This window comes from Thioalkalivibrio sp. ALJT (assembly GCF_000381825.1).
Classification (GTDB): domain Bacteria; phylum Pseudomonadota; class Gammaproteobacteria; order Ectothiorhodospirales; family Ectothiorhodospiraceae; genus Thioalkalivibrio.
In genome coordinates, this window is the sequence record NZ_KB907121.1 from 272,621 (window position 1) to 289,315 (window position 16,695).

At 67.0% G+C, this 16,695-nt stretch carries 15 protein-coding genes; 4 read left to right on the forward strand and 11 right to left on the reverse strand.

The genetic code is table 11. The features are described from left to right. Window positions 1-111: 111 nt before the first annotated feature. Window positions 112-600 carry a universal stress protein gene (locus G332_RS0101315; protein WP_019625194.1) on the reverse strand — a complete coding sequence of 163 codons (489 nt, stop codon included), beginning with the start codon at window positions 598-600 and terminating at the stop codon, window positions 112-114. A gap of 266 nt (window positions 601-866) precedes the next feature. Here G332_RS0101315 and G332_RS0101320 point away from each other — a divergent pair, with 266 nt between their 5' ends. Together G332_RS0101320 and G332_RS0101325 are read left to right on the forward strand one after the other, a co-directional pair. Then, complete coding sequence (locus G332_RS0101320) at window positions 867-2,372, forward strand: SulP family inorganic anion transporter (RefSeq protein WP_019625195.1); 1,506 nt, start codon at window positions 867-869, stop codon at window positions 2,370-2,372. A gap of 84 nt (window positions 2,373-2,456) precedes the next feature. Continuing rightward, window positions 2,457-3,185, forward strand: coding sequence for a rhomboid family intramembrane serine protease (locus G332_RS0101325; protein ID WP_026340509.1), 729 nt, complete (start codon window positions 2,457-2,459; stop codon window positions 3,183-3,185). A 25-nt stretch (window positions 3,186-3,210) separates the two neighbouring features. Here the strand turns inward: G332_RS0101325 and G332_RS0101330 are convergent, their stop codons facing one another. Together G332_RS0101330 and G332_RS0101335 are read right to left on the reverse strand one after the other, a co-directional pair. Then, window positions 3,211-5,331: a TonB-dependent receptor domain-containing protein gene (locus tag G332_RS0101330; protein ID WP_019625197.1), complete on the reverse strand. Its 2,121-nt coding sequence runs from the start codon at window positions 5,329-5,331 to the stop codon at window positions 3,211-3,213. 2 nt (window positions 5,332-5,333) lie between these two features. Continuing rightward, entirely contained in the window at window positions 5,334-6,749 is a 1,416-nt protein-coding gene (locus G332_RS0101335; protein ID WP_019625198.1) for a hypothetical protein, read from the reverse strand. A gap of 249 nt (window positions 6,750-6,998) precedes the next feature. Here G332_RS0101335 and G332_RS0101340 point away from each other — a divergent pair, with 249 nt between their 5' ends. After that, entirely contained in the window at window positions 6,999-8,018 is a 1,020-nt protein-coding gene (locus G332_RS0101340; protein WP_019625199.1) for a porin, read from the forward strand. 92 nt (window positions 8,019-8,110) lie between these two features. On the opposite strand, the gene G332_RS0101345 is transcribed toward G332_RS0101340, so the two are convergent. Both G332_RS0101345 and G332_RS0101350 read right to left on the reverse strand, forming a co-directional pair. Beyond that, on the reverse strand, window positions 8,111-8,983 hold the full coding sequence (locus G332_RS0101345) for a dienelactone hydrolase family protein (protein WP_019625200.1): 873 nt from the start codon (window positions 8,981-8,983) through the stop codon (window positions 8,111-8,113). 110 nt (window positions 8,984-9,093) lie between these two features. Next, the gene (locus G332_RS0101350; protein WP_019625201.1) at window positions 9,094-9,576 is read right to left on the reverse strand and encodes a tRNA (cytidine(34)-2'-O)-methyltransferase; all 483 of its coding nucleotides are present in this window, start codon (window positions 9,574-9,576) and stop codon (window positions 9,094-9,096) included. Between G332_RS0101350 and G332_RS0101355 the strand changes: the two genes are divergently transcribed. Then, window positions 9,575-10,567, forward strand: coding sequence for a dihydroorotate dehydrogenase (locus G332_RS0101355; protein ID WP_018877183.1), 993 nt, complete (start codon window positions 9,575-9,577; stop codon window positions 10,565-10,567). The genes G332_RS0101350 and G332_RS0101355 overlap by 2 nt on opposite strands. Before the next feature lie 24 nt (window positions 10,568-10,591). On the opposite strand, the gene ntrC is transcribed toward G332_RS0101355, so the two are convergent. From ntrC to G332_RS0101385, 6 genes are all read right to left on the reverse strand, one after another. Further along, complete coding sequence (gene ntrC, locus G332_RS0101360) at window positions 10,592-12,028, reverse strand: nitrogen regulation protein NR(I) (RefSeq protein WP_019625202.1); 1,437 nt, start codon at window positions 12,026-12,028, stop codon at window positions 10,592-10,594. Next, on the reverse strand, window positions 12,028-13,125 hold the full coding sequence (glnL, locus tag G332_RS0101365; RefSeq protein ID WP_026340511.1) for a nitrogen regulation protein NR(II): 1,098 nt from the start codon (window positions 13,123-13,125) through the stop codon (window positions 12,028-12,030). Before glnL ends, ntrC begins: the two co-directional genes overlap by 1 nt. Window positions 13,126-13,766: 641 nt before the next feature. Continuing rightward, the gene (locus G332_RS0101370) at window positions 13,767-14,399 is read right to left on the reverse strand and encodes a DUF4124 domain-containing protein (protein WP_019625204.1); all 633 of its coding nucleotides are present in this window, start codon (window positions 14,397-14,399) and stop codon (window positions 13,767-13,769) included. A 299-nt stretch (window positions 14,400-14,698) separates the two neighbouring features. Further along, window positions 14,699-15,559: a hypothetical protein gene (locus tag G332_RS0101375; protein WP_019625205.1), complete on the reverse strand. Its 861-nt coding sequence runs from the start codon at window positions 15,557-15,559 to the stop codon at window positions 14,699-14,701. Beyond that, entirely contained in the window at window positions 15,553-15,942 is a 390-nt protein-coding gene (locus G332_RS0101380) for a DUF2782 domain-containing protein (protein WP_019625206.1), read from the reverse strand. The genes G332_RS0101375 and G332_RS0101380 overlap by 7 nt, the downstream gene beginning before the upstream one ends. Beyond that, entirely contained in the window at window positions 15,942-16,667 is a 726-nt protein-coding gene (locus tag G332_RS0101385; RefSeq protein ID WP_019625207.1) for a TIGR00730 family Rossman fold protein, read from the reverse strand. Before G332_RS0101385 ends, G332_RS0101380 begins: the two co-directional genes overlap by 1 nt. Window positions 16,668-16,695 lie beyond the last annotated feature (28 nt).

The following is a 16,695-nucleotide window of genomic DNA, read 5'->3' on the forward strand; positions in this document are numbered from 1 at the left end:
CCAGAGGGCTGGCCTCCTACAGAACCGTGAGAACGAAACCGCCGGGCTGCCGCGCAACGCAGAAGGCCGGCTGAACCGCAGGCCTTCTGCGTGTCGGGACTGCGGGCGGGCTCAGTCGACGGCCTGCTCCGGCGGCAGTTTCTCCTTCATCGAGTCCGACAGCGGGACGTCGTGTACCACCAGCACCGGCAGACGCGCGTTGCGCACCAGCCACTCGGTCGCGGACCCGGAGAGCATGCTGGCGATCTGGCTGCGCCCGCGCGTGCCCATCACGATCATGTCCGCGCCCCATTCCTCCGCATGGCGGGAGATCTCCTCCGGCGCACTGCCAATAGCGACCGCCACCTCGTCGTCCGCTTCGGCCCAGTCCTCGAGTTGTGCGCGGACCCGGTCTTCCGCCGAGTGCCGCATGTCCTTCGCGTTCAGCGGCGAGGTGCCGGCGCCACTGAAGGCGCCAGCGGCGCTGGGCCCGGCCACGTCCGAGGGCTTCATCACGTAGAGGAGGCGCTTCTTCGCCCCCGGGCAGTGCTGCCGGGCGACGGCCAGGGCCGCGGCGGAGGCAGGCGAGAAGTCGACGGCGATGATGACGCGCTGCAGCATGGGGATCCTCGGGCTGATCGTGGTCGGGCTGGTCGTGGGAAGGGCCTCGGCGCGGCCCCACAGGGGGCGCGCGGTTCAGCGTCGTGGTGCGAGGTGCTAGACTTCGCCCCCTTTTCGGCGGTTTCAGTCTGTACTGGCATCAGACCGCTTGCAACCGCGCCCGCCAGGGGTGTCACACGGGCGAGTTCCCCCGGCACCTGTTCGCTCAACCGTCAGTTCGGCTCTCGGTCGACAGGGCGGCGCGCATCCGTATTGGGGATTCCCACGTGCAGCAGACCCTGACCGACTTCCTGCAACGCCAACGCAAGATCTGGCTGTTCAATGTGCGCGCCGACCTGATCGCCGGGGTCGTGGTGGCGCTGGCGCTGATCCCCGAGGCCATCGCGTTCTCCATCATCGCCGGGGTGGACCCCAGCGTGGGCCTGTATGCCTCGTTCACCATGGCGGTCGTGATCGCCTTCGCCGGCGGACGCCCCGGCATGATCTCGGCCGCGACCGGGGCCATGGCGCTGCTGATGGTGACATTGGTGGCGGAACACGGGCTGCAGTACCTGCTGGCCGCCACCATCCTGACCGGGATCATCCAGCTCCTGTTCGCCTGGGCCAAGCTCGCGCGCTACATGATGTTCATCCCGCGCACGGTGCTGGTCGGCTTCGTGAATGCACTGGCGATCCTGATCTTCCTTTCGCAGGTGCCCTATCTGGTGGACGGCGACACCACCATGTGGGCGCTGGTCACCGCCGGCCTGCTGATCCTCTACGGCCTGCCGATGATCCCGGGCTACCCGAAACTGCTGCCGCCGCCGCTGGTCGCGATCGTAGTGCTCAGCGTGCTGGTCTACTTCATGGGGCTGCCGACGCTGGAGGTCGGCGACATGGGCGAGCTGCCGGACGGCCTGCCGGTGTTCCTGTTCCCGGACATCCCGCTGAACTGGGAGACCCTGCAGATCATCTTCCCGACCGCCTTCGCGCTGGCGATCGTTGGCCTGCTGGAGTCGCTGCTGACCGCCTCCATCCTCGACGACCTGACCGACACGCCCTCCGGCAAGAACCGCGAGGCCCAGGGCCAGGGGATCGCCAACATTGTCACCGGCTGCTTCGGCGGCATGGCGGGCTGCGCGATGATTGGCCAGTCGGTGATCAACATCAAATCCGGGGGGCTGGGGCGGTTGTCCACGCTGTCGGCGGGGATCTTCCTGCTGATCTTCATCGTGTTCCTGGGCGACCTGGTCTCGATGATCCCGATGGCCGCGCTCGTGGCGGTGATGATCATGGTCTCCATCGCCACCTTCGACTGGGGCTCGCTGACCACCCTGCACAAGCTGCCGCGCACCGACGCCACCGTGCTGATCGTGACCGTCGGCACCACGGTGATCACCCACGACCTGTCACTGGGCGTATTCGCCGGCGTGCTGCTCTCCGCGATCTTCTTCGCGCGCAAGATGGTCAAGGCGGTCGAGGTCACCAGCGCGCTCTCCGAGGACGGCCGGACCCGGATCTACACCGTGCGCGGCCAGCTCTTCTTCGTCGCCGTGGACAAGTTCATCGACAGCTTCGACTACCGCGAGGGCATCCATAAGATCGAGATCGACCTGACGCGCGCCTCGCTGTGGGACAGCTCCGCGGTGGCCGCCATCGACAAGGTCGTCGGCAAGTTCCGCCGCAACGGCATGGAGGTCGAAGTCAAGACCCCGCGCGGCGAGAGCGGCGAGCTCCATGATCGCCTGGCCCAGCACGACAAGGACGCCAGCCCGGGAGCCGGCGGACACTAGTTAAGACGCTCGCGAGGATCACCCCAACCCGACAGGCTTCTCGGAAAAATTGGACCTCCTGTCCAGGCATGGCAGGCTAGACGCATGATGAATCTTCGCCGGCCGGCACCACCAGCCGACCCCCGGGCCGAGCAGGAGCGGATTCGGCGCGCACTGCTCTGGCCCATGCTGGGGGCCGCCATTCTGATCGTAATCCACACCCTGCATCACCTGCTGGGCGGGGACTGGTCGCGGCTGGGCATCATCCCGCGCGACGCGATCGGGGCGCTGGGTATTGTCACCTCGCCGCTGATCCACGGGTCCTGGGGCCATCTGCTCGCCAATGTGCCAACCCTTTGGGTGCTCGGCATGCTCACGCTCTACGGCTTTCCCCGCGCCACCCGCACCGCCCTCCCGCTGATCTGGCTGATGGGCGGACTGGGGGTCTGGCTGTTCGCGCGCGAGGGCTCCCACATCGGCGCCTCGGGCCTGACCCATGGGCTGATGTTCTTTGCCGTGGTCATCGGGATCCGCCGCCGCGATGCGCTGTCCATCGCGGTGGCCCTCATCATCCTGTTCCTCTACGGCAGCATGTTCTGGGGTGTCTTCCCCAGTGCCCCCGGCGTCTCCTACGAAGCGCATCTGTTCGGCGCGGTCGTGGGCGCCGTCTGCGGCTGGTTCCTGTATCAGCGTGACCCGCTCCCGGTCTTTCGGCGGCACGACTGGGAGGACGATGACCCTACCGACGCCGAGACCCTGCGCAAGATCGAACAAGGCCGGCTCGACGAGATCGAGCCGAAGCAACCGCCGGAGGAACCTCGGGGCCGCGACTAAGAACGCTTTACTGGACGCGGTTCACTTACCGCCCGAAGGTCATGCGCAGCCCCGCCATCAGGGTCAGGCCCGGGGCCGGCTCGTAGTAGCGGCGGTTGCCGTCGTTGATGCGGATATTGTCGACGTGGTCCGCGTCCAGCAGGTTGTTCGCGGCCACGAAGGCCTCGACATGGGCGTTGCCGTCCTGCCAGTGGCGGCCCGCGCGCAGGTTCAGCGTGGTCTGCGCGCGAACCCGTTCGTCGTTAGCGTCGTTCACGTAGCGCCCGCCGGTGTACAGCGCATCGACGGTGAAAAAGTAAGGCCCCTGGCGCCAGTCGGCCTCCACGAACAACTGCTCGCGCGGCAAGCCGGGCAGCCGGTTGCCGTCGCGCCGTTCGCCCTGCTGATCCACAAAATCCCGATAGCGGAAGTCGTTGAGGCTGAACGCGGTGGACAACGTCCACTGCTCGGTTGCGGACCAGTCGAGCGCCAGTTCGAAGCCGTTGCGCGCAGTGCGCCCGGCGTTGGTGTAGAAGGTGCGCCCGTCCACGTTGGGCGCCTCGAACGGGGCGATCTCGTCGCGCACCCGGGTCGCATAGACCGAGGCCTCCCAGGCCAGGCGGCTGGTCTCGCGGCGGATGCCGAGCTCGATGCTGCGCGCCCGCTGGGGGCCGAGATCGGTGTTGAATCCACCCCCGCCCTCGGGGTTCGCGAACTCGGTGAACGTCGGTGTCTCGAAGTTGGTGGCCACGTTCACGTAGGCCCGGTAGTCCGGCTGGAAGTGCCAGATCAGCCCCGCCAGCGCGCTGGTCTCGCGGAAGGTCCGCGCATCCGAGCGATCTGGTTCGCCCACCCGTTCGGAGAAATGGTCATCGATGGACATGCGGATACGGTCGTGGCGCGCACCGAGCACCAGGTTCCAGTCCGATCCCAGCGCGGTATCGGTCTGCACGAACACCCCGCGCGAACGGGCGCGTTCGCGCTGATCCAGCGCGAGGTCGTCGATCGCGGGGGTGCCGCCGGGACAGTTCGCCAGCCCCTGGATATCGGTACAGCGCCGGGTGCGGTCGTCGCGCTGCTCTTCCAGGTCGATCCCGGTCAGCACTCGGGTCGGCCCGATCGCCTGTTCGTACTGGGCGTTGAGGCCGTAGAAGTCGCGCTCATAAGCTACCCGCGAGTCACCGGGGAATGGCAGTTGCTGTGCGTAGTCGCGCTGGGTCCAGAACCCGCCGAGGCGCAGTTCGCCGGGCCCGAGCGGCTGCTCCCACTGCAGCCCCGTAGTCAGCTGCTCGGCCTCCTGGGTGCTGTCCAGCGCCGTGGCCAGCGGGGCGGCCGCGCGGCGATTCTTGCGCATCTCCTCGCGCGTGAGTCCGCCGGGGTCGTCGGTGCGCGGGGCATCGAGGTAACGCAAGTGGACGTTCAGCGTCCCCGCCTCCAGTTCCGAGGCGGTGTGCAGGCGCAGGTAGCGCTTCTCGGCGGTGGACTGGTCGCGGTAGCCGTCGATGGCGAAGTCGTGGGCGGTCAGGGAATAGCGGTGGGTGCCGTGATCCTGCTCGGCGATGGCCTCGGCGCGGCGATAGCCGTAGCTGCCCAGCAGCACCCCGCCGCCAAAGCCACGCGGGTCGCGCCCGTCACGGGTGCGCGCCGCGATCACGCCACCGGAGGCATTGCCGTACAGCGCCGCGCTGGGGCCGCGCAGTACCTCGATGTCGCGCAGGTTCAGCAGGTCGATGGCGTCCACCTGTGACTGGCCGTCGGGGGTGGTCTCGGGGATGCCATCCTGCAGGATGCGTAGCCCGCGCACCCCGAACGGCGCCCGCGAGCCGAAGCCGCGGATGGAGATGCGCGCGTCCTGCGCGAAGTTGTAGCGGTTCTGGGCGAACAGTCCGGGCACGCGGTTCAGCGACTCGTCCAGCTGCAGGCCCTGGCGCCCCTCGGTGGCCTGGCGCTCGTCCACGCGCGATACCGCCGCCGGCAGGTCCGCCAGCGGCGTGGCCAGCCTGGGTGCGGTCACCGTGATCTCCACCGGGTCCAGCACCGGCACGGCGTCGGCGGCCAGCGTCGGTACGGCTGCCAGCCCCAGCAGCGACACGGCGCTGGCCGGGGCGCAATGCCGCGCCGCCCACGGCCACGTCCATGGCTCGGTCGCCCGGAGCTGGCGCATCATGCTCAGTCGCGCAGGATCAGCGAGCCGGTCAGCAGTTCCCCGTGGTCGAGGAAGGCGTCGTAAAGGGCCCGGCTACGTTCGGCCAGGTCGTCGTCATCCTCCCAGGCCCCCGGGCGGTCAAAGGCGGAACCGGCGCGGTAGCCATTCGCCACCGCCATCATGAAGGCGGAGACCGCACGGGTGGTCACGCGCGGGTCGCTCACGCGGCCATCGGCGTAGTCCAGCCGGGCCGGCACGGTGCCACTGGCCAGCTGATAATCGAGCGCCCCCTGCAGCAGGCGGTCGATGGCGGTACCGATCCGGCCTTCCAGCTCCGGCGCGCGCTCGGTGAGCAGCCGGGACGTGCCCTCGCGCTCGCGCAGCGGCGAGAATCCGCCGGTCAGCTGGTGCACGAACCGCCACTGCGCGGCCACGTCGACGTAATCGGCGGCGGCATGGGCCTGGCCGTCACGAAACTCGAGGCGTGCGGGCAGGCCCCAGTCGCGCAGGGGGCCATGTCCGTCGATCACCGCCGCGGCAATGGCGGCCGCCCGATCGGCCAGGGTCTCGGCCCGCGCCTGGTCGTCCGAGTCGCCGTAGAGATAGAGCATCTCGTACAGGGCCTTGTGCCCGCGCAGCATGGCGCCGATCTGGTCCAATGACCATTCGGCGCCCTGATCGAATACGTAGATGCCGGCGTCAGCGTCCCAGGCCGCATCGGCCGACCGCGCGAGGTCGCGCGCGACCTCCACCAGGTCCTCGCGCGAGTGCCCGAGCCAGGCCTCCAGGACCGGTCGATCCAGCTGCCCCATGTCGTCCGCACCACCCGGCTTGTCCTGCCGCACCCATGCATAGGCCGGGCCGTGCAGCGCATCCAGGCCATAGGCAAAGCCGTCCGCCTCCGAGCCGTTGGCGGCATGCACCGCGCCATCGCCGTAGCGCTCGTTGACCAGGTGACCTGCGAGCATGGACATCACTGCGGTCGGCCGATGGGTGATGTCGTCGTACAGCCCCAGGTGCTCGAAGCGGCCCCCACTGTGATGCATGTGATACATGTACGCCGCATCGGCATAAACCGAGGGTTCGGCTTCCGCCGAGCGGTGTACGTGGGCCTGCATGCGGCCGTCCTCCACCAGTTGCCCGTGAACCACGTCGAGCAGACCCAGCCAGGTCTCTCCGACCTTCTGCATCGGCTCCTCGCCAAGCTCCGGGCGGTAGCCTTCGTGGCCCAGCTCACTTGCGCGCATCAGGCGCCCCTTCACGCTGAGCGCGCCCAAGGCCATGAAGGCGTCACGCGCGGCCATGCCATCGGCATACACCAGCACCTGGCCATCGGCATCCATCCCCTGTGCCACCCCGGCCGGCGCGGCCTGCGCCTGCCCCATCCCGGTCAGGCCCAAGACCGCCAGTGCGGTCAGCGTCTTCGTCAATCGACCCATTGTTTCCCCCTGAAATGATGTAGAAAAGATGCCGGGGCTCACCCCCACCCGGAGAGATGACCCCGGACGCGCCCGACGGGTTCCGCCAAGGAACGTTGCGCACACGCAACAGTGTGGCCTTTTAACGCGATCTTCACCTCGGCTTAACCCCGGCGTCACACCGACTCCCCATGCTTGCGCCCCGTCGAGAGCCACCGCCTCTCGGGCAATTCGCACAGCACCATCATGCTTCAATTAGGGGAGAAACCCATGAATCGCAAGCACCTGCTGACCAGCCTCATCGCCGCCGGACTCGTCGTCCCGGCCCTGGCCACCGCCGACTGGACCCTGTACGGCCGCGCCCACCTGTCCGCCGATGTCCTCGACGACGGCGCCGACTACAACGAATTCAATGTGTCGAGCAATTCCAGCCGCCTGGGCTTCAAGGGCGAGCGCGAGTTCCGCGAACAGCTGGTCGGGATGTTCCAGATCGAACAACAGATCAATTTCGACACCAACGGTACGAATTTCGCGACTCGCGATACCTTCGTCGGCATCAAGGGCTCCGAGTGGGGCATGCTGCGCATCGGCAAGTTCGACACCCCGTTCAAGCGCGCCCGCGGCCCGGCCAACTTCTTTGGCGACCAAGTTGGCGACATGCGCAACCTGACCCGTTCGGGCGCACAGACCGGCCGCTTCGACGAGCGTTTCAACAACAGCATCCACTACCAGACCCCGAGCTTCGGCGGCCTGACCTGGAACATCCAGTACTCGAACGAGACGGACGACGCGACCACCACCGACGGGGCCCCGAACAAGGCCTACTCCACGTCTCTGAACCTGAGCATGGGCGACCTGACCGGCGCGCTGGCCTACGAGAAGCAGGAAGACGGCAACGTGAACCCGGATGCCTGGCGCCTGGCCGTCGGCTATCGCATCACCCCGGCTTTCCGCATGGGCGCCTTCTACCAGAACTCGGAAACCACCAGTGGTGACGATGCCGATATCTATGGCCTCGGCGGTCAGTTCCGTCTGACCCCGAGCATGTACCTGAACGGTCACGTCTTCCAGCTGGATTCCGATCTGGCGGATGCCGACGCCACGATGGTCGCCCTGGGCCTGGAGTACCGCCTCGACAGCGACCTGCGCTTCTACGGCAACATCGCCATGGTTGATAACGACGACAACTCGACCCTAGCGCCGTGGAACGCCGCCAAGACGGTCAGCCAGCCGGGCGTGGGTGGCGAGAACGCGACCGCCTTATCGATCGGCATGCGCTACGACTTCTGACCGAGCATTACCGGGGCCGGCGGCCAGGACCGCCGTCCCCGTTTTCCGTGCCCCGCCGGACTACGCCCCGGCGGGGCCTTTTTTTGTTGTCATCAGTCGCGCAGGTGCTGCCGGGCGAAGCGGGTTACCCGGATCATCGCGTCGCGCGAGGCCAGATCGTCGGCAAAGGTGCGGTTGTTGCCGTTGCGGAAGTCGAAGCCGCGGCCCACACCGGGATATTCGATCCAGGTGACATCACCACCGCGGCTCTCCAGGCCATCCGCCGCCATGCGCGCGGTGCGGTGACGCTGGTACTGCTCCTCGTCGCCGATCAGGATCATCACCGGGATCTCGAACTGGTTGAACTCACTGGCATAGCGGTATACCTGATGCGGCTCGCCAAGATTCGGATCCTGCACATGCGGGTAGTAGCCGGCCCAGCAGGCGACATCCTCGACCTGGCGCTCGAAGGTGACGGCGACCTTCAGGGTCTTGTAGCCACCGCGGGTGATGGAGACCAGGCAGGCGCGCTCTCCCACGATGTCGTCCCGCGCCAGCAGCACATCCAGCCCCTTGTTCAGATCACCTTCCAGCTCGTAGTCATGATCCAGCGGGTGGGTCTCGATGAAGCGTCCGGTATACATATCCGGCGCCAGCACCACGAAGCCGCGCGCGGCCAGGCGCTTCACATGCCGTTCGGCCAGGTCATCCAGCCCGCGCCGGCCATGTGCCCAGAGGATCGCCGGGTAGGCCTCGGCGTCGGCCGGGCGCGCCACCATCGCCGGGATCCCTACACCGTCGCGCTCGTATTCAAGGCGCTCGACGACGACTTCGTGATTCTCCAGATCGGCATACAGCACGCCGTCTTCCCACCAGTCATCATCCCACCACCAGTTGTCGGAACCGGTGGGCTCATTGGCCGCCAGCGGCGCCATGCACAGGCTGGCCATGGTCAGGAACAGGAGGGGACGCAGTGCAGAAACCATCAGACACCTCGCACGGTTCAAAAGGGGCAGGGCCGGTGGGCAGTAGACGCACCGCCGCCGGACTCTGTTCCGAGGGTAGTGCAACAGATGGCCACGTGCCGCCCTTCGCGCTACGAAAACCCGGACCTGGATGCGTCACCCTCGAAGCCAAGCTGGCGCCAGGCCTCGTAGACCGCCACCGCGACGGCATTGGATAGATTCAGGCTGCGGGATCCGGCCTGCATCGGCAGACGCAAGCGGTGTTCGGGTGGCAGCGTCTGCAACACGGTATCCGGCAAGCCGCGGGTCTCGGGGCCGAACAGCAGGGCATCGCCGGTCTGGAAGCGGGCCTGGTCGTAGCGGGCCTGACCGCGCGTCGTCAGGGCAAACACGCGTTGCGGCCGCACCGATTCCCGCCACTGTTCGAGGCTGTCATACTCTTGCACTCGGGCCAGCTCGCGATAGTCGAGCCCGGCGCGGCGCGCCCGCGCGCTGTCCAGCTCGAAGCCGAGCGGATGGATCAGGTGCAGCGCCGCCCCGGTGTTGGCCGCCAGACGAATGATATTGCCCGTGTTCGGCGGGATTTCCGGTTCATAAAGGACGATGTGAAGCATGAGTGATTCGCGCACCGATCCGCGGCTGGCCCTGGAGTTCTGCGGGCTGCATTTGAACACGCCGCTGGTGCTGCTGTCCGGCTGCGTCGGCTTCGGCGAGGAGTACACCCGGGTGGCCGGCTTCTCCAATCGCGATGCCGGTGCGATCTGCCTGAAGGGCACCACCGGCCAGGCCCGCCTGGGCAACGCGCCGCACCGGGTCTACGAGACCCCGGACGGCATGCTCAACGCCATCGGCCTGCAGAACCCGGGCGTGGACCACGTAGTGGACCACACCCTGCCGCAGCTGGACTTCGAGGAGACCCGCTTTTTTGCCAATGTCTCCGGCTCCACCATCGAGGAGTACATCGAGGTCACCCGCCGCTTCGACGACTCGCCTATCGACGCCATCGAGATCAACATCTCCTGTCCCAACGTGAAGGAAGGCGGCGTCGCCTTCGGCAACGACCCGGACATGTCCGCGCGGGTGGTCGAGGCCTGCCGCAAGGTCACCTCCAAGCCGCTGATCACCAAGCTCTCGCCCAACCAGACCGACATCGCCGAGAACGCCCGGCGCTGCATCGAGGCCGGCACCGACGCTTTTGCGGTGATCAACACGCTGATGGGCATGGCGGTGGACGTCGAGAACCGGCGCGCGGTGATCGGCAACAACCAGGGCGGCCTCTCGGGGCCCGCGATCAAGCCGATCGCGCTGCTGAAGGTGCAGCAGGTCTACCAGGTAGCCGCACCGCACAACGTGCCGATCATCGGCCAGGGCGGCGTGATGAACGCGACCGACGCGCTGGAGTTCCTGATCGCCGGCGCCAGCACCGTCGGCGTGGGCACCGGGCTGTTCTACGACCCGCTGTGCCTCCCCAGGATCCTGCACGGCATCAGCGACTACATGGACCGCCACGGCTACACCCACGTCCGCGACCTGACCGGCACCCTGCAACTTAACGGCGCCGTCTCCGCCTGCGCCCCGCCCGCACCCCAGGACCCGACCACCTGAAGGGCCGGGTCAAAAGCGATTCAACTAAGCGTCGTCGAGGCCGAGTTCCTGGATCTTGCGGGTGAGGGTGTTGCGCCCCCAGCCGAGCAGGGCTGCCGCCTGCTGGCGGTGGCCGCTGGTGGCGTTGAGAGCCTCGCGAATCACGGTGCGCTCCAGCTGCGGCAGTACCGTACCCAGAAGGTTGTGTTCCCCCCGCTCCCAGTGCTGGCGTGCCACCTGCGCCAGCTCGTCAGTCCAGTCGCGCGGGGCGGCCACGGCACCGACCTGGGCAGTCGCCGCGTCCGCCCCGGTTGCGCTCGGCTGATGCAATTCGGCCGGCAGGTCATCCAGGTGCACCTCGCGTCCGGAGGCCATCACGGTCAGCCAGCGACAAGTATTCTCCAGCTGCCGAACATTTCCCGGCCAGCGCAAACGCTTCAGCTCCGCAACCACCTCCGGGCGCATGGTCTTCGCCTCCACGCCCAGCTCCTGCGCCACCTCGGCCATGAAGTGCTGCACCAGCAGCGGGATATCCTCCGGGCGCTCGCGCAGGGAGGGCACGTGGATACGGATTACGTTCAGGCGATGAAACAGATCCTCGCGGAACAGGCCGGCGCGCACGCGGTCTTCCAGGTCCTGGTGGGTCGCGGCGATGATGCGCACATCCACCCGGATCGGCGTATGGCCACCCACGCGGTAGAAGGTGCCATCCGAGAGGACGCGCAGCAGCCGCGTCTGCAGGTCGAACGGCATGTCGCCGATCTCGTCGAGGAACAGCGTGCCACCATCGGCCTGCTCGAAGCGGCCCTTGCGGCTCTGGTTGGCACCGGTAAACGCCCCGCGCTCGTGGCCGAACAGCTCGCTTTCCAGAAGGTCCTTGGGGATGGCCGCGGTGTTGAGGGCAATCAACGGCTGATCCGCACGCGGACTGTGCTGGTGCAAGGCCCGCGCGACCAGCTCCTTGCCGGTACCCGACTCGCCATTGATCAGCACGGTGATGTTGCTGCGCGACAGACGCCCAATCGCGCGGAACATCTCCTGCATCGCCGGAGCCTCGCCGATAATCGGGGTCTCCTCGATACCCTGCGCGCCAGCCCCGAGGTCCTGACCGGCCTTGCGGGCCTCGAGGGCACGCTGCACCAGGGCCGCCGCCTCGTCCACATCAAAGGGCTTGGGCAAATACTCGAAGGCACCGGTCTGGTATGCCCCGACGGCACTCTCCAGGTCCGAGAACGCGGTCATGATGATGACCGGCGGCGGGTCCGGGCGCGTCTGCATACGGGCGAGAAAGTCCAGCCCGTTCAGGCCCGGCATGCGGATATCCGCAACGATGGTATCCGGCACCGGGTCTCGGTCCAGGGCGGCCCAGGCGGCATCGGCGGTCTCGAAACCGCGCACGGCGATCCCCTGTCGCTGCAGGGCACGCTCCAGCACCCAGCGAATCGAGTCGTCGTCATCGATAATCCAGACGCTGGGTTCCATTAATGCATGCCCTCCCTGGCATTCGACGGTTGTATCGGAAGCAGGATGTCAAACGAGGTTGCGCCGGGGCGAGAGCGACACTCGATCAGACCGTCATGCAACTGGATCAGGCTCTGGGCAATGGGCAGGCCGAGCCCCGTGCCAGCCGCTCGTCCGGTCACCAGCGGGAAGAAGATCCGTTCGCGAATCTCTTCCGGTATCCCCGGACCGTTATCGCGCACACTCAGTTTGGCCACCAGTCGATGGCGGTGTCCCGATACCGTGTACTGGCGCAGGATGCGGGAGCTCAGGATAATCTCGCCACCACCCTCCAGCGCATGCACCGCGTTCTGCACCAGATTCAGGATCGCCTGCACCAGCATGTCGCGGTCCGCGTGCACATCCGGGATGCTGGGGTCGTAATCGCCGCGGACCTTCAGCCCCAGCGGGAGCTGCACGCTGACCAGGCCACGCACATGTTCCAGCACTTCGTGCAGGTTTACAGCCTCGCGGCGTGGCAGGTTGTTTGGCCCCAGCATGCGATCCACCAGGCTGCGCAGCCGGTCGGCCTCGCGGATGATGATTTGGGTGTACTCCTTGAGGCCCGAGTCATCCAGTTCGCTGGCCAGCAACTGGGCCGCCCCGCGCAGCCCGCCCAGCGGGTTCTTGATCTCGTGCGCCAGGCCACGAGTGACGGCGCGCGTGATCGCCTGCTGCTTTTGCAGCTGCTCCTCGCGGCTGATGCGCTCGTGGCGATCGATCGCGTTCAGCTCGAACAGCAACTGCCCCGGGCGCCCGCTCTCGCCGTGTAGCGGCGTGATAATCACATCGGCCAGAAAGCTGTCGGCCCGCATCGGTTCCAGTTGCCGCGCCCGCAGGGTCAGCGGCTGATCCAGGCTGAGTGTCGAACGCAGACGGCTGGACAGGTTGCGGTCCAGCTTGAGCCACTGCCCCAGGCCGTGCCCTAGGATGCGTTCGCGACTCAGACCCAGCAGTACTTCGGCGGCGCTGTTCAGGCTCAGGAGACACAGATCCGCATCCGTGACCAGCACGGCCGTTGACAGGTCGTCCCACCATGGCGGAGTTACCGGAGCGGGAATGGAGGGGGGCGTGTTCATCACAAGGCCTCTAGCAGGAATCGCGCCAAGAAAAGGCTGGCGAGCGCGGCACCCGGGCCCGGGGAGCAGGTCATACACCTGCGGAGACACCGCCCCTGCCGTGGACATACAACCCCGGGCACCCAATTGGATTGGAGCCTCGAGAGGCACTAACTAAAGTAGAGGCACACGCTGCACTCCGGGATGCGCCAAACGCTGCGCACCGATCAGGTGCAACAATAGCACCAAACCGGTGCGCTCAACGCACCACCATTAGGCAACAAGGGCCATGAAAGCACAGGCTGACGCGCACGGTCATGGTGTCACCGTCTTGATCACACCCGGGGAGACATGGACCCATGAACGCACTCGCCTCGGCCCCGCAGATGTTCCGTGACCAGAACCGGCGCGGGCTCTGCCGACCCGCTGTTGACGGATTCGGGCCGCAACGCAAGATCAGGGAACCCGGGATGCCCGCCCCACAGGCGTATTGAATGCAGCGGCTCGGCCACCCGTCTTGAAATCAAACGTTTTCAATCGAAGGCGGGCGGACGCGCCACGTTGCGGCTCACCGGTCGCGGATCGGCTGCACGGCAGTCACCGCGCACTGAGCACACGCTCACGCGACGAAGCAGCGAGGGCGCACCAGAACGAGGGTTTCGTCAAGGCGTGACCGGCGACGGGGCCTGCGGGGCCGAAGGCGCTCCGCCCGGCGGGAACTGCTGAGGTCGTTGCTGCTGTTGCTGATCCCGCGGGATCGCGGCACGCAACACGATGAACTCGATCGTATCGCTGATGCCCAGCTGTTCTCCGGCCGCGTCAACCACGCGCGCCTGCAGGGTATAGCCCCCCCGATCCAGCCCCTCGAACGTGGCACTCGGCGAGGCACCCTCACTAGCGGCCTCGCCATCCAGCAACCAGATCACGCGATGTCCGGCCTCGGCATCCAGATCCGGACTGAGTTCGAGGGTTGCGGTGACATTGCCATCATTGGCGCGCACACCGTCACCATCCGCCGGACTGGCGATCGCCACTTGATAGGCGGCGGCCACTTCGGGAGCAGGCTGGTCGCGTGACCGCAGCGGCCGTTCGAGGATCTCGTCCGCTCCCTCCAGGGGCACCGCGCGCATGGGTTCGCGCACCTCGACCGGCTCGCTGGCACTGCCCTCCGGCGGGCGATCGCCAAAATGGATGTTGCCCTGATCATCGGTCCAGCGATAAACGTCGGCACTGGCCAACACCGGGACAAGAAGCGCGGCCAGCGGCCACACCAGCCAGGTCATGGAGCGGATCATGCGCTGCCCTCCTCGAGACGGTTTGGCTTGTCGGACTCGGACGGCTGTCGCGGGCCTGGCGGGGCGTGGAAAAGGGACGGCTGTCGCGGGCCTGGCGGGGCGTGGAAAAGGGACCGCCATCCCATCACGTTCGCAGCTGATCCGGCCTGCAGAGAACCCCGGTATGCCTGCCCTGCAGACACTGGGGTGCAGGCCAGCCTCCGTCGCGAGGCCAAACCGGCAGCGCCGTTGCGCTATATGCGAGCCGTATGTGCGCACGGTTAACACATTGCCCGCCGTTCGCACCTGCCCGGGCCGCTTCAGGCCGCTGCCCGAATCCAGACCCCCTGCAACCGCGCGGCCTCGGCCTGGAGGGCTACCAGCCGCTGACGTGCGGCATCTGCATCCGACTCTGCGCCGGTTTCCAGAGCAAGGAGCCAGTCGTCCAGTGCGGCCAGACGCAGCAGGGTCGGGGCCGCGCCACGCTCGATCGCGTTCAGCGGGCGCCGGGTGTTATATCCGGCCAGCAAGGCACGATAGCGCGCCGGATCCGGCTGGCCCGCCGCATCGACGATCACTGCCAGCGCGATACGCGCGAGCTGCCAGAAGGCCGGTACCGGTGCGGGCGGGACCACGAGATCCGCAAGCCCGGCGCCCTCGGGATAAAGCCGTACCGAACGCCAGTAGCTACCCGCCAGTGGCAGATCCTCGAACCGGTAGAGGCCCTGATGCTGCAATTCGGCGTCCAGCACCGTGCGCGCCCCCGCGCCCAGTCCCCCTGCCACTGCGTCAGCACGCTCGCGAACCTGCTGCTGCAGCACGCCCCGGCGATAGCCATCACTCACAGGAAGCCGGCTGGCCGGGTGCCGGCCCTGCCAGTCGGCGGCGCGTTCGCCCAGCGCCGCCAGACTACCGGGGCCTTCGGCCGCCACCGGGCCCTGCAGGGGCTGCCCTCGTTCCAGCACCAGGAATACGGAATCCGGGCCCTGGTCCACACCACGCCCGATGCAACGGCCGCAGCCCGCGGGCGCCTGCTCCAGAGCGGTCTCCAGCTCCGGCGCCACCGTGGGTGACAGATGCAGACACTGCACCGGGCGGCCCGCATGTTCAGAGCCCTCGGGGCCAGTCTCCAGGTCCAGGCCCGTAGCGGCACCTGCACGTGCAATATCGATTTCTACCATCGGAAAATCACCCAGGACGGGGGAACAAAATTCGGGTCCAGTTCACTACGGCGCCCATCCAGGGTGCCGTCACCGGTCGTGTCAATCAGATAATAGGTCGGTCCGGCGGCAGGGGTGACCTCGACCATCACCAACACCCCGTCCACTCGGTATTCGCGCCACGTCTCGCCATCGCGCTCGATGATCAGGATGTCCGCGCGCTCCAGAAATTCCTGCTCGCGGGCGCGTTCGTCCAGCACCGGAGGCGGCGGGTCGGCACCCTCTTCCAGTTCCGGTGGAGGCGGGGTGTCGTCCCATTCGTGCTCCGTCTCGGCCAGGGCCGAGGCGGGCAACAGCCACAACGCGGCAAATAACGGCAGACTCAGGCGCAAAAGCGGCATCATCACAGCTCCATCAGTCGTTTCTTTTCTTCTGCCGATGGCTCGAAGCTGCGGGCCTCGTAGTACTCGAAAATGACGTCCACCACGGCCTCCGGCGAATCTACCAATGAGTATAGCTGGAGGTCCTCCTGGTCGATGGTGCCCTGCTCCACAAGGGTGTCCTGGAACCAGTCGAGGAGCCCTTTCCAGAACTCGCTACCGACCAGCACGATCGGGATACGCCGCGTCTTTCCGGTCTGCACCAGGGTGAGGATCTCGGCCAGCTCGTCCAGCGTGCCGAATCCGCCCGGCAGGACCACATAGGCCGACGCGTACTTCACGAACATCACCTTGCGCGAGAAGAAGTGCCGAAACCCCAGGCCGATATCCTGATAGGGGTTCGCGTTCTGCTCGTGCGGCAACTGGATATTCAGCCCGATGCTGGGCGAGCGGCCACTGAAGGCCCCCTTGTTGGCGGCCTCCATGATGCCGGGCCCCCCGCCGCTGACGACCGCAAAACCGGCGTCGGACAACTGCCGCGCGATGGTCTCTCCGAGCTCGTAATAACGGTGCTCGGGCGGGAAGCGGGCGGAACCGAAGATGCTCACCGATGGCTTGATGTGCGCCAGGCGCTCGAAGCCCTCCACGAACTCTGCCATGATCTGGAAGATCTTCCAGCTCTCCCGGGTCAGGGCCGAGTCGTCGATCGGGCGCAGGCCCGGGTGTTCAGCGCGTTCTCGGTTGTTCATGCGGCGGCTTCCTTGAGTTGAGCGTCAA

Excerpts from the sequence above, each read along its gene's own strand:
- G332_RS0101315 (WP_019625194.1), bottom strand. The coding sequence starts at position 600 with ATGCTGCAGCGCGTCATCATCGCCGTCGACTTCTCGCCTGCCTCCGCC.
- G332_RS0101325 (WP_026340509.1), top strand. The coding sequence starts at position 2,457 with ATGATGAATCTTCGCCGGCCGGCACCACCAGCCGACCCCCGGGCCGAG.
- G332_RS0101330 (WP_019625197.1), bottom strand. The coding sequence starts at position 5,331 with ATGATGCGCCAGCTCCGGGCGACCGAGCCATGGACGTGGCCGTGGGCG.
- G332_RS0101335 (WP_019625198.1), bottom strand. The coding sequence starts at position 6,749 with ATGGGTCGATTGACGAAGACGCTGACCGCACTGGCGGTCTTGGGCCTG.
- G332_RS0101340 (WP_019625199.1), top strand. The coding sequence starts at position 6,999 with ATGAATCGCAAGCACCTGCTGACCAGCCTCATCGCCGCCGGACTCGTC.
- G332_RS0101345 (WP_019625200.1), bottom strand. The coding sequence starts at position 8,983 with ATGGTTTCTGCACTGCGTCCCCTCCTGTTCCTGACCATGGCCAGCCTG.
- G332_RS0101355 (WP_018877183.1), top strand. The coding sequence starts at position 9,575 with ATGAGTGATTCGCGCACCGATCCGCGGCTGGCCCTGGAGTTCTGCGGG.
- G332_RS0101350 (WP_019625201.1), bottom strand. The coding sequence starts at position 9,576 with ATGCTTCACATCGTCCTTTATGAACCGGAAATCCCGCCGAACACGGGC.
- ntrC (WP_019625202.1), bottom strand. The coding sequence starts at position 12,028 with ATGGAACCCAGCGTCTGGATTATCGATGACGACGACTCGATTCGCTGG.
- glnL (WP_026340511.1), bottom strand. The coding sequence starts at position 13,125 with ATGAACACGCCCCCCTCCATTCCCGCTCCGGTAACTCCGCCATGGTGG.
- G332_RS0101370 (WP_019625204.1), bottom strand. The coding sequence starts at position 14,399 with ATGATCCGCTCCATGACCTGGCTGGTGTGGCCGCTGGCCGCGCTTCTT.
- G332_RS0101375 (WP_019625205.1), bottom strand. The coding sequence starts at position 15,559 with ATGGTAGAAATCGATATTGCACGTGCAGGTGCCGCTACGGGCCTGGAC.
- G332_RS0101380 (WP_019625206.1), bottom strand. The coding sequence starts at position 15,942 with ATGATGCCGCTTTTGCGCCTGAGTCTGCCGTTATTTGCCGCGTTGTGG.
- G332_RS0101385 (WP_019625207.1), bottom strand. The coding sequence starts at position 16,667 with ATGAACAACCGAGAACGCGCTGAACACCCGGGCCTGCGCCCGATCGAC.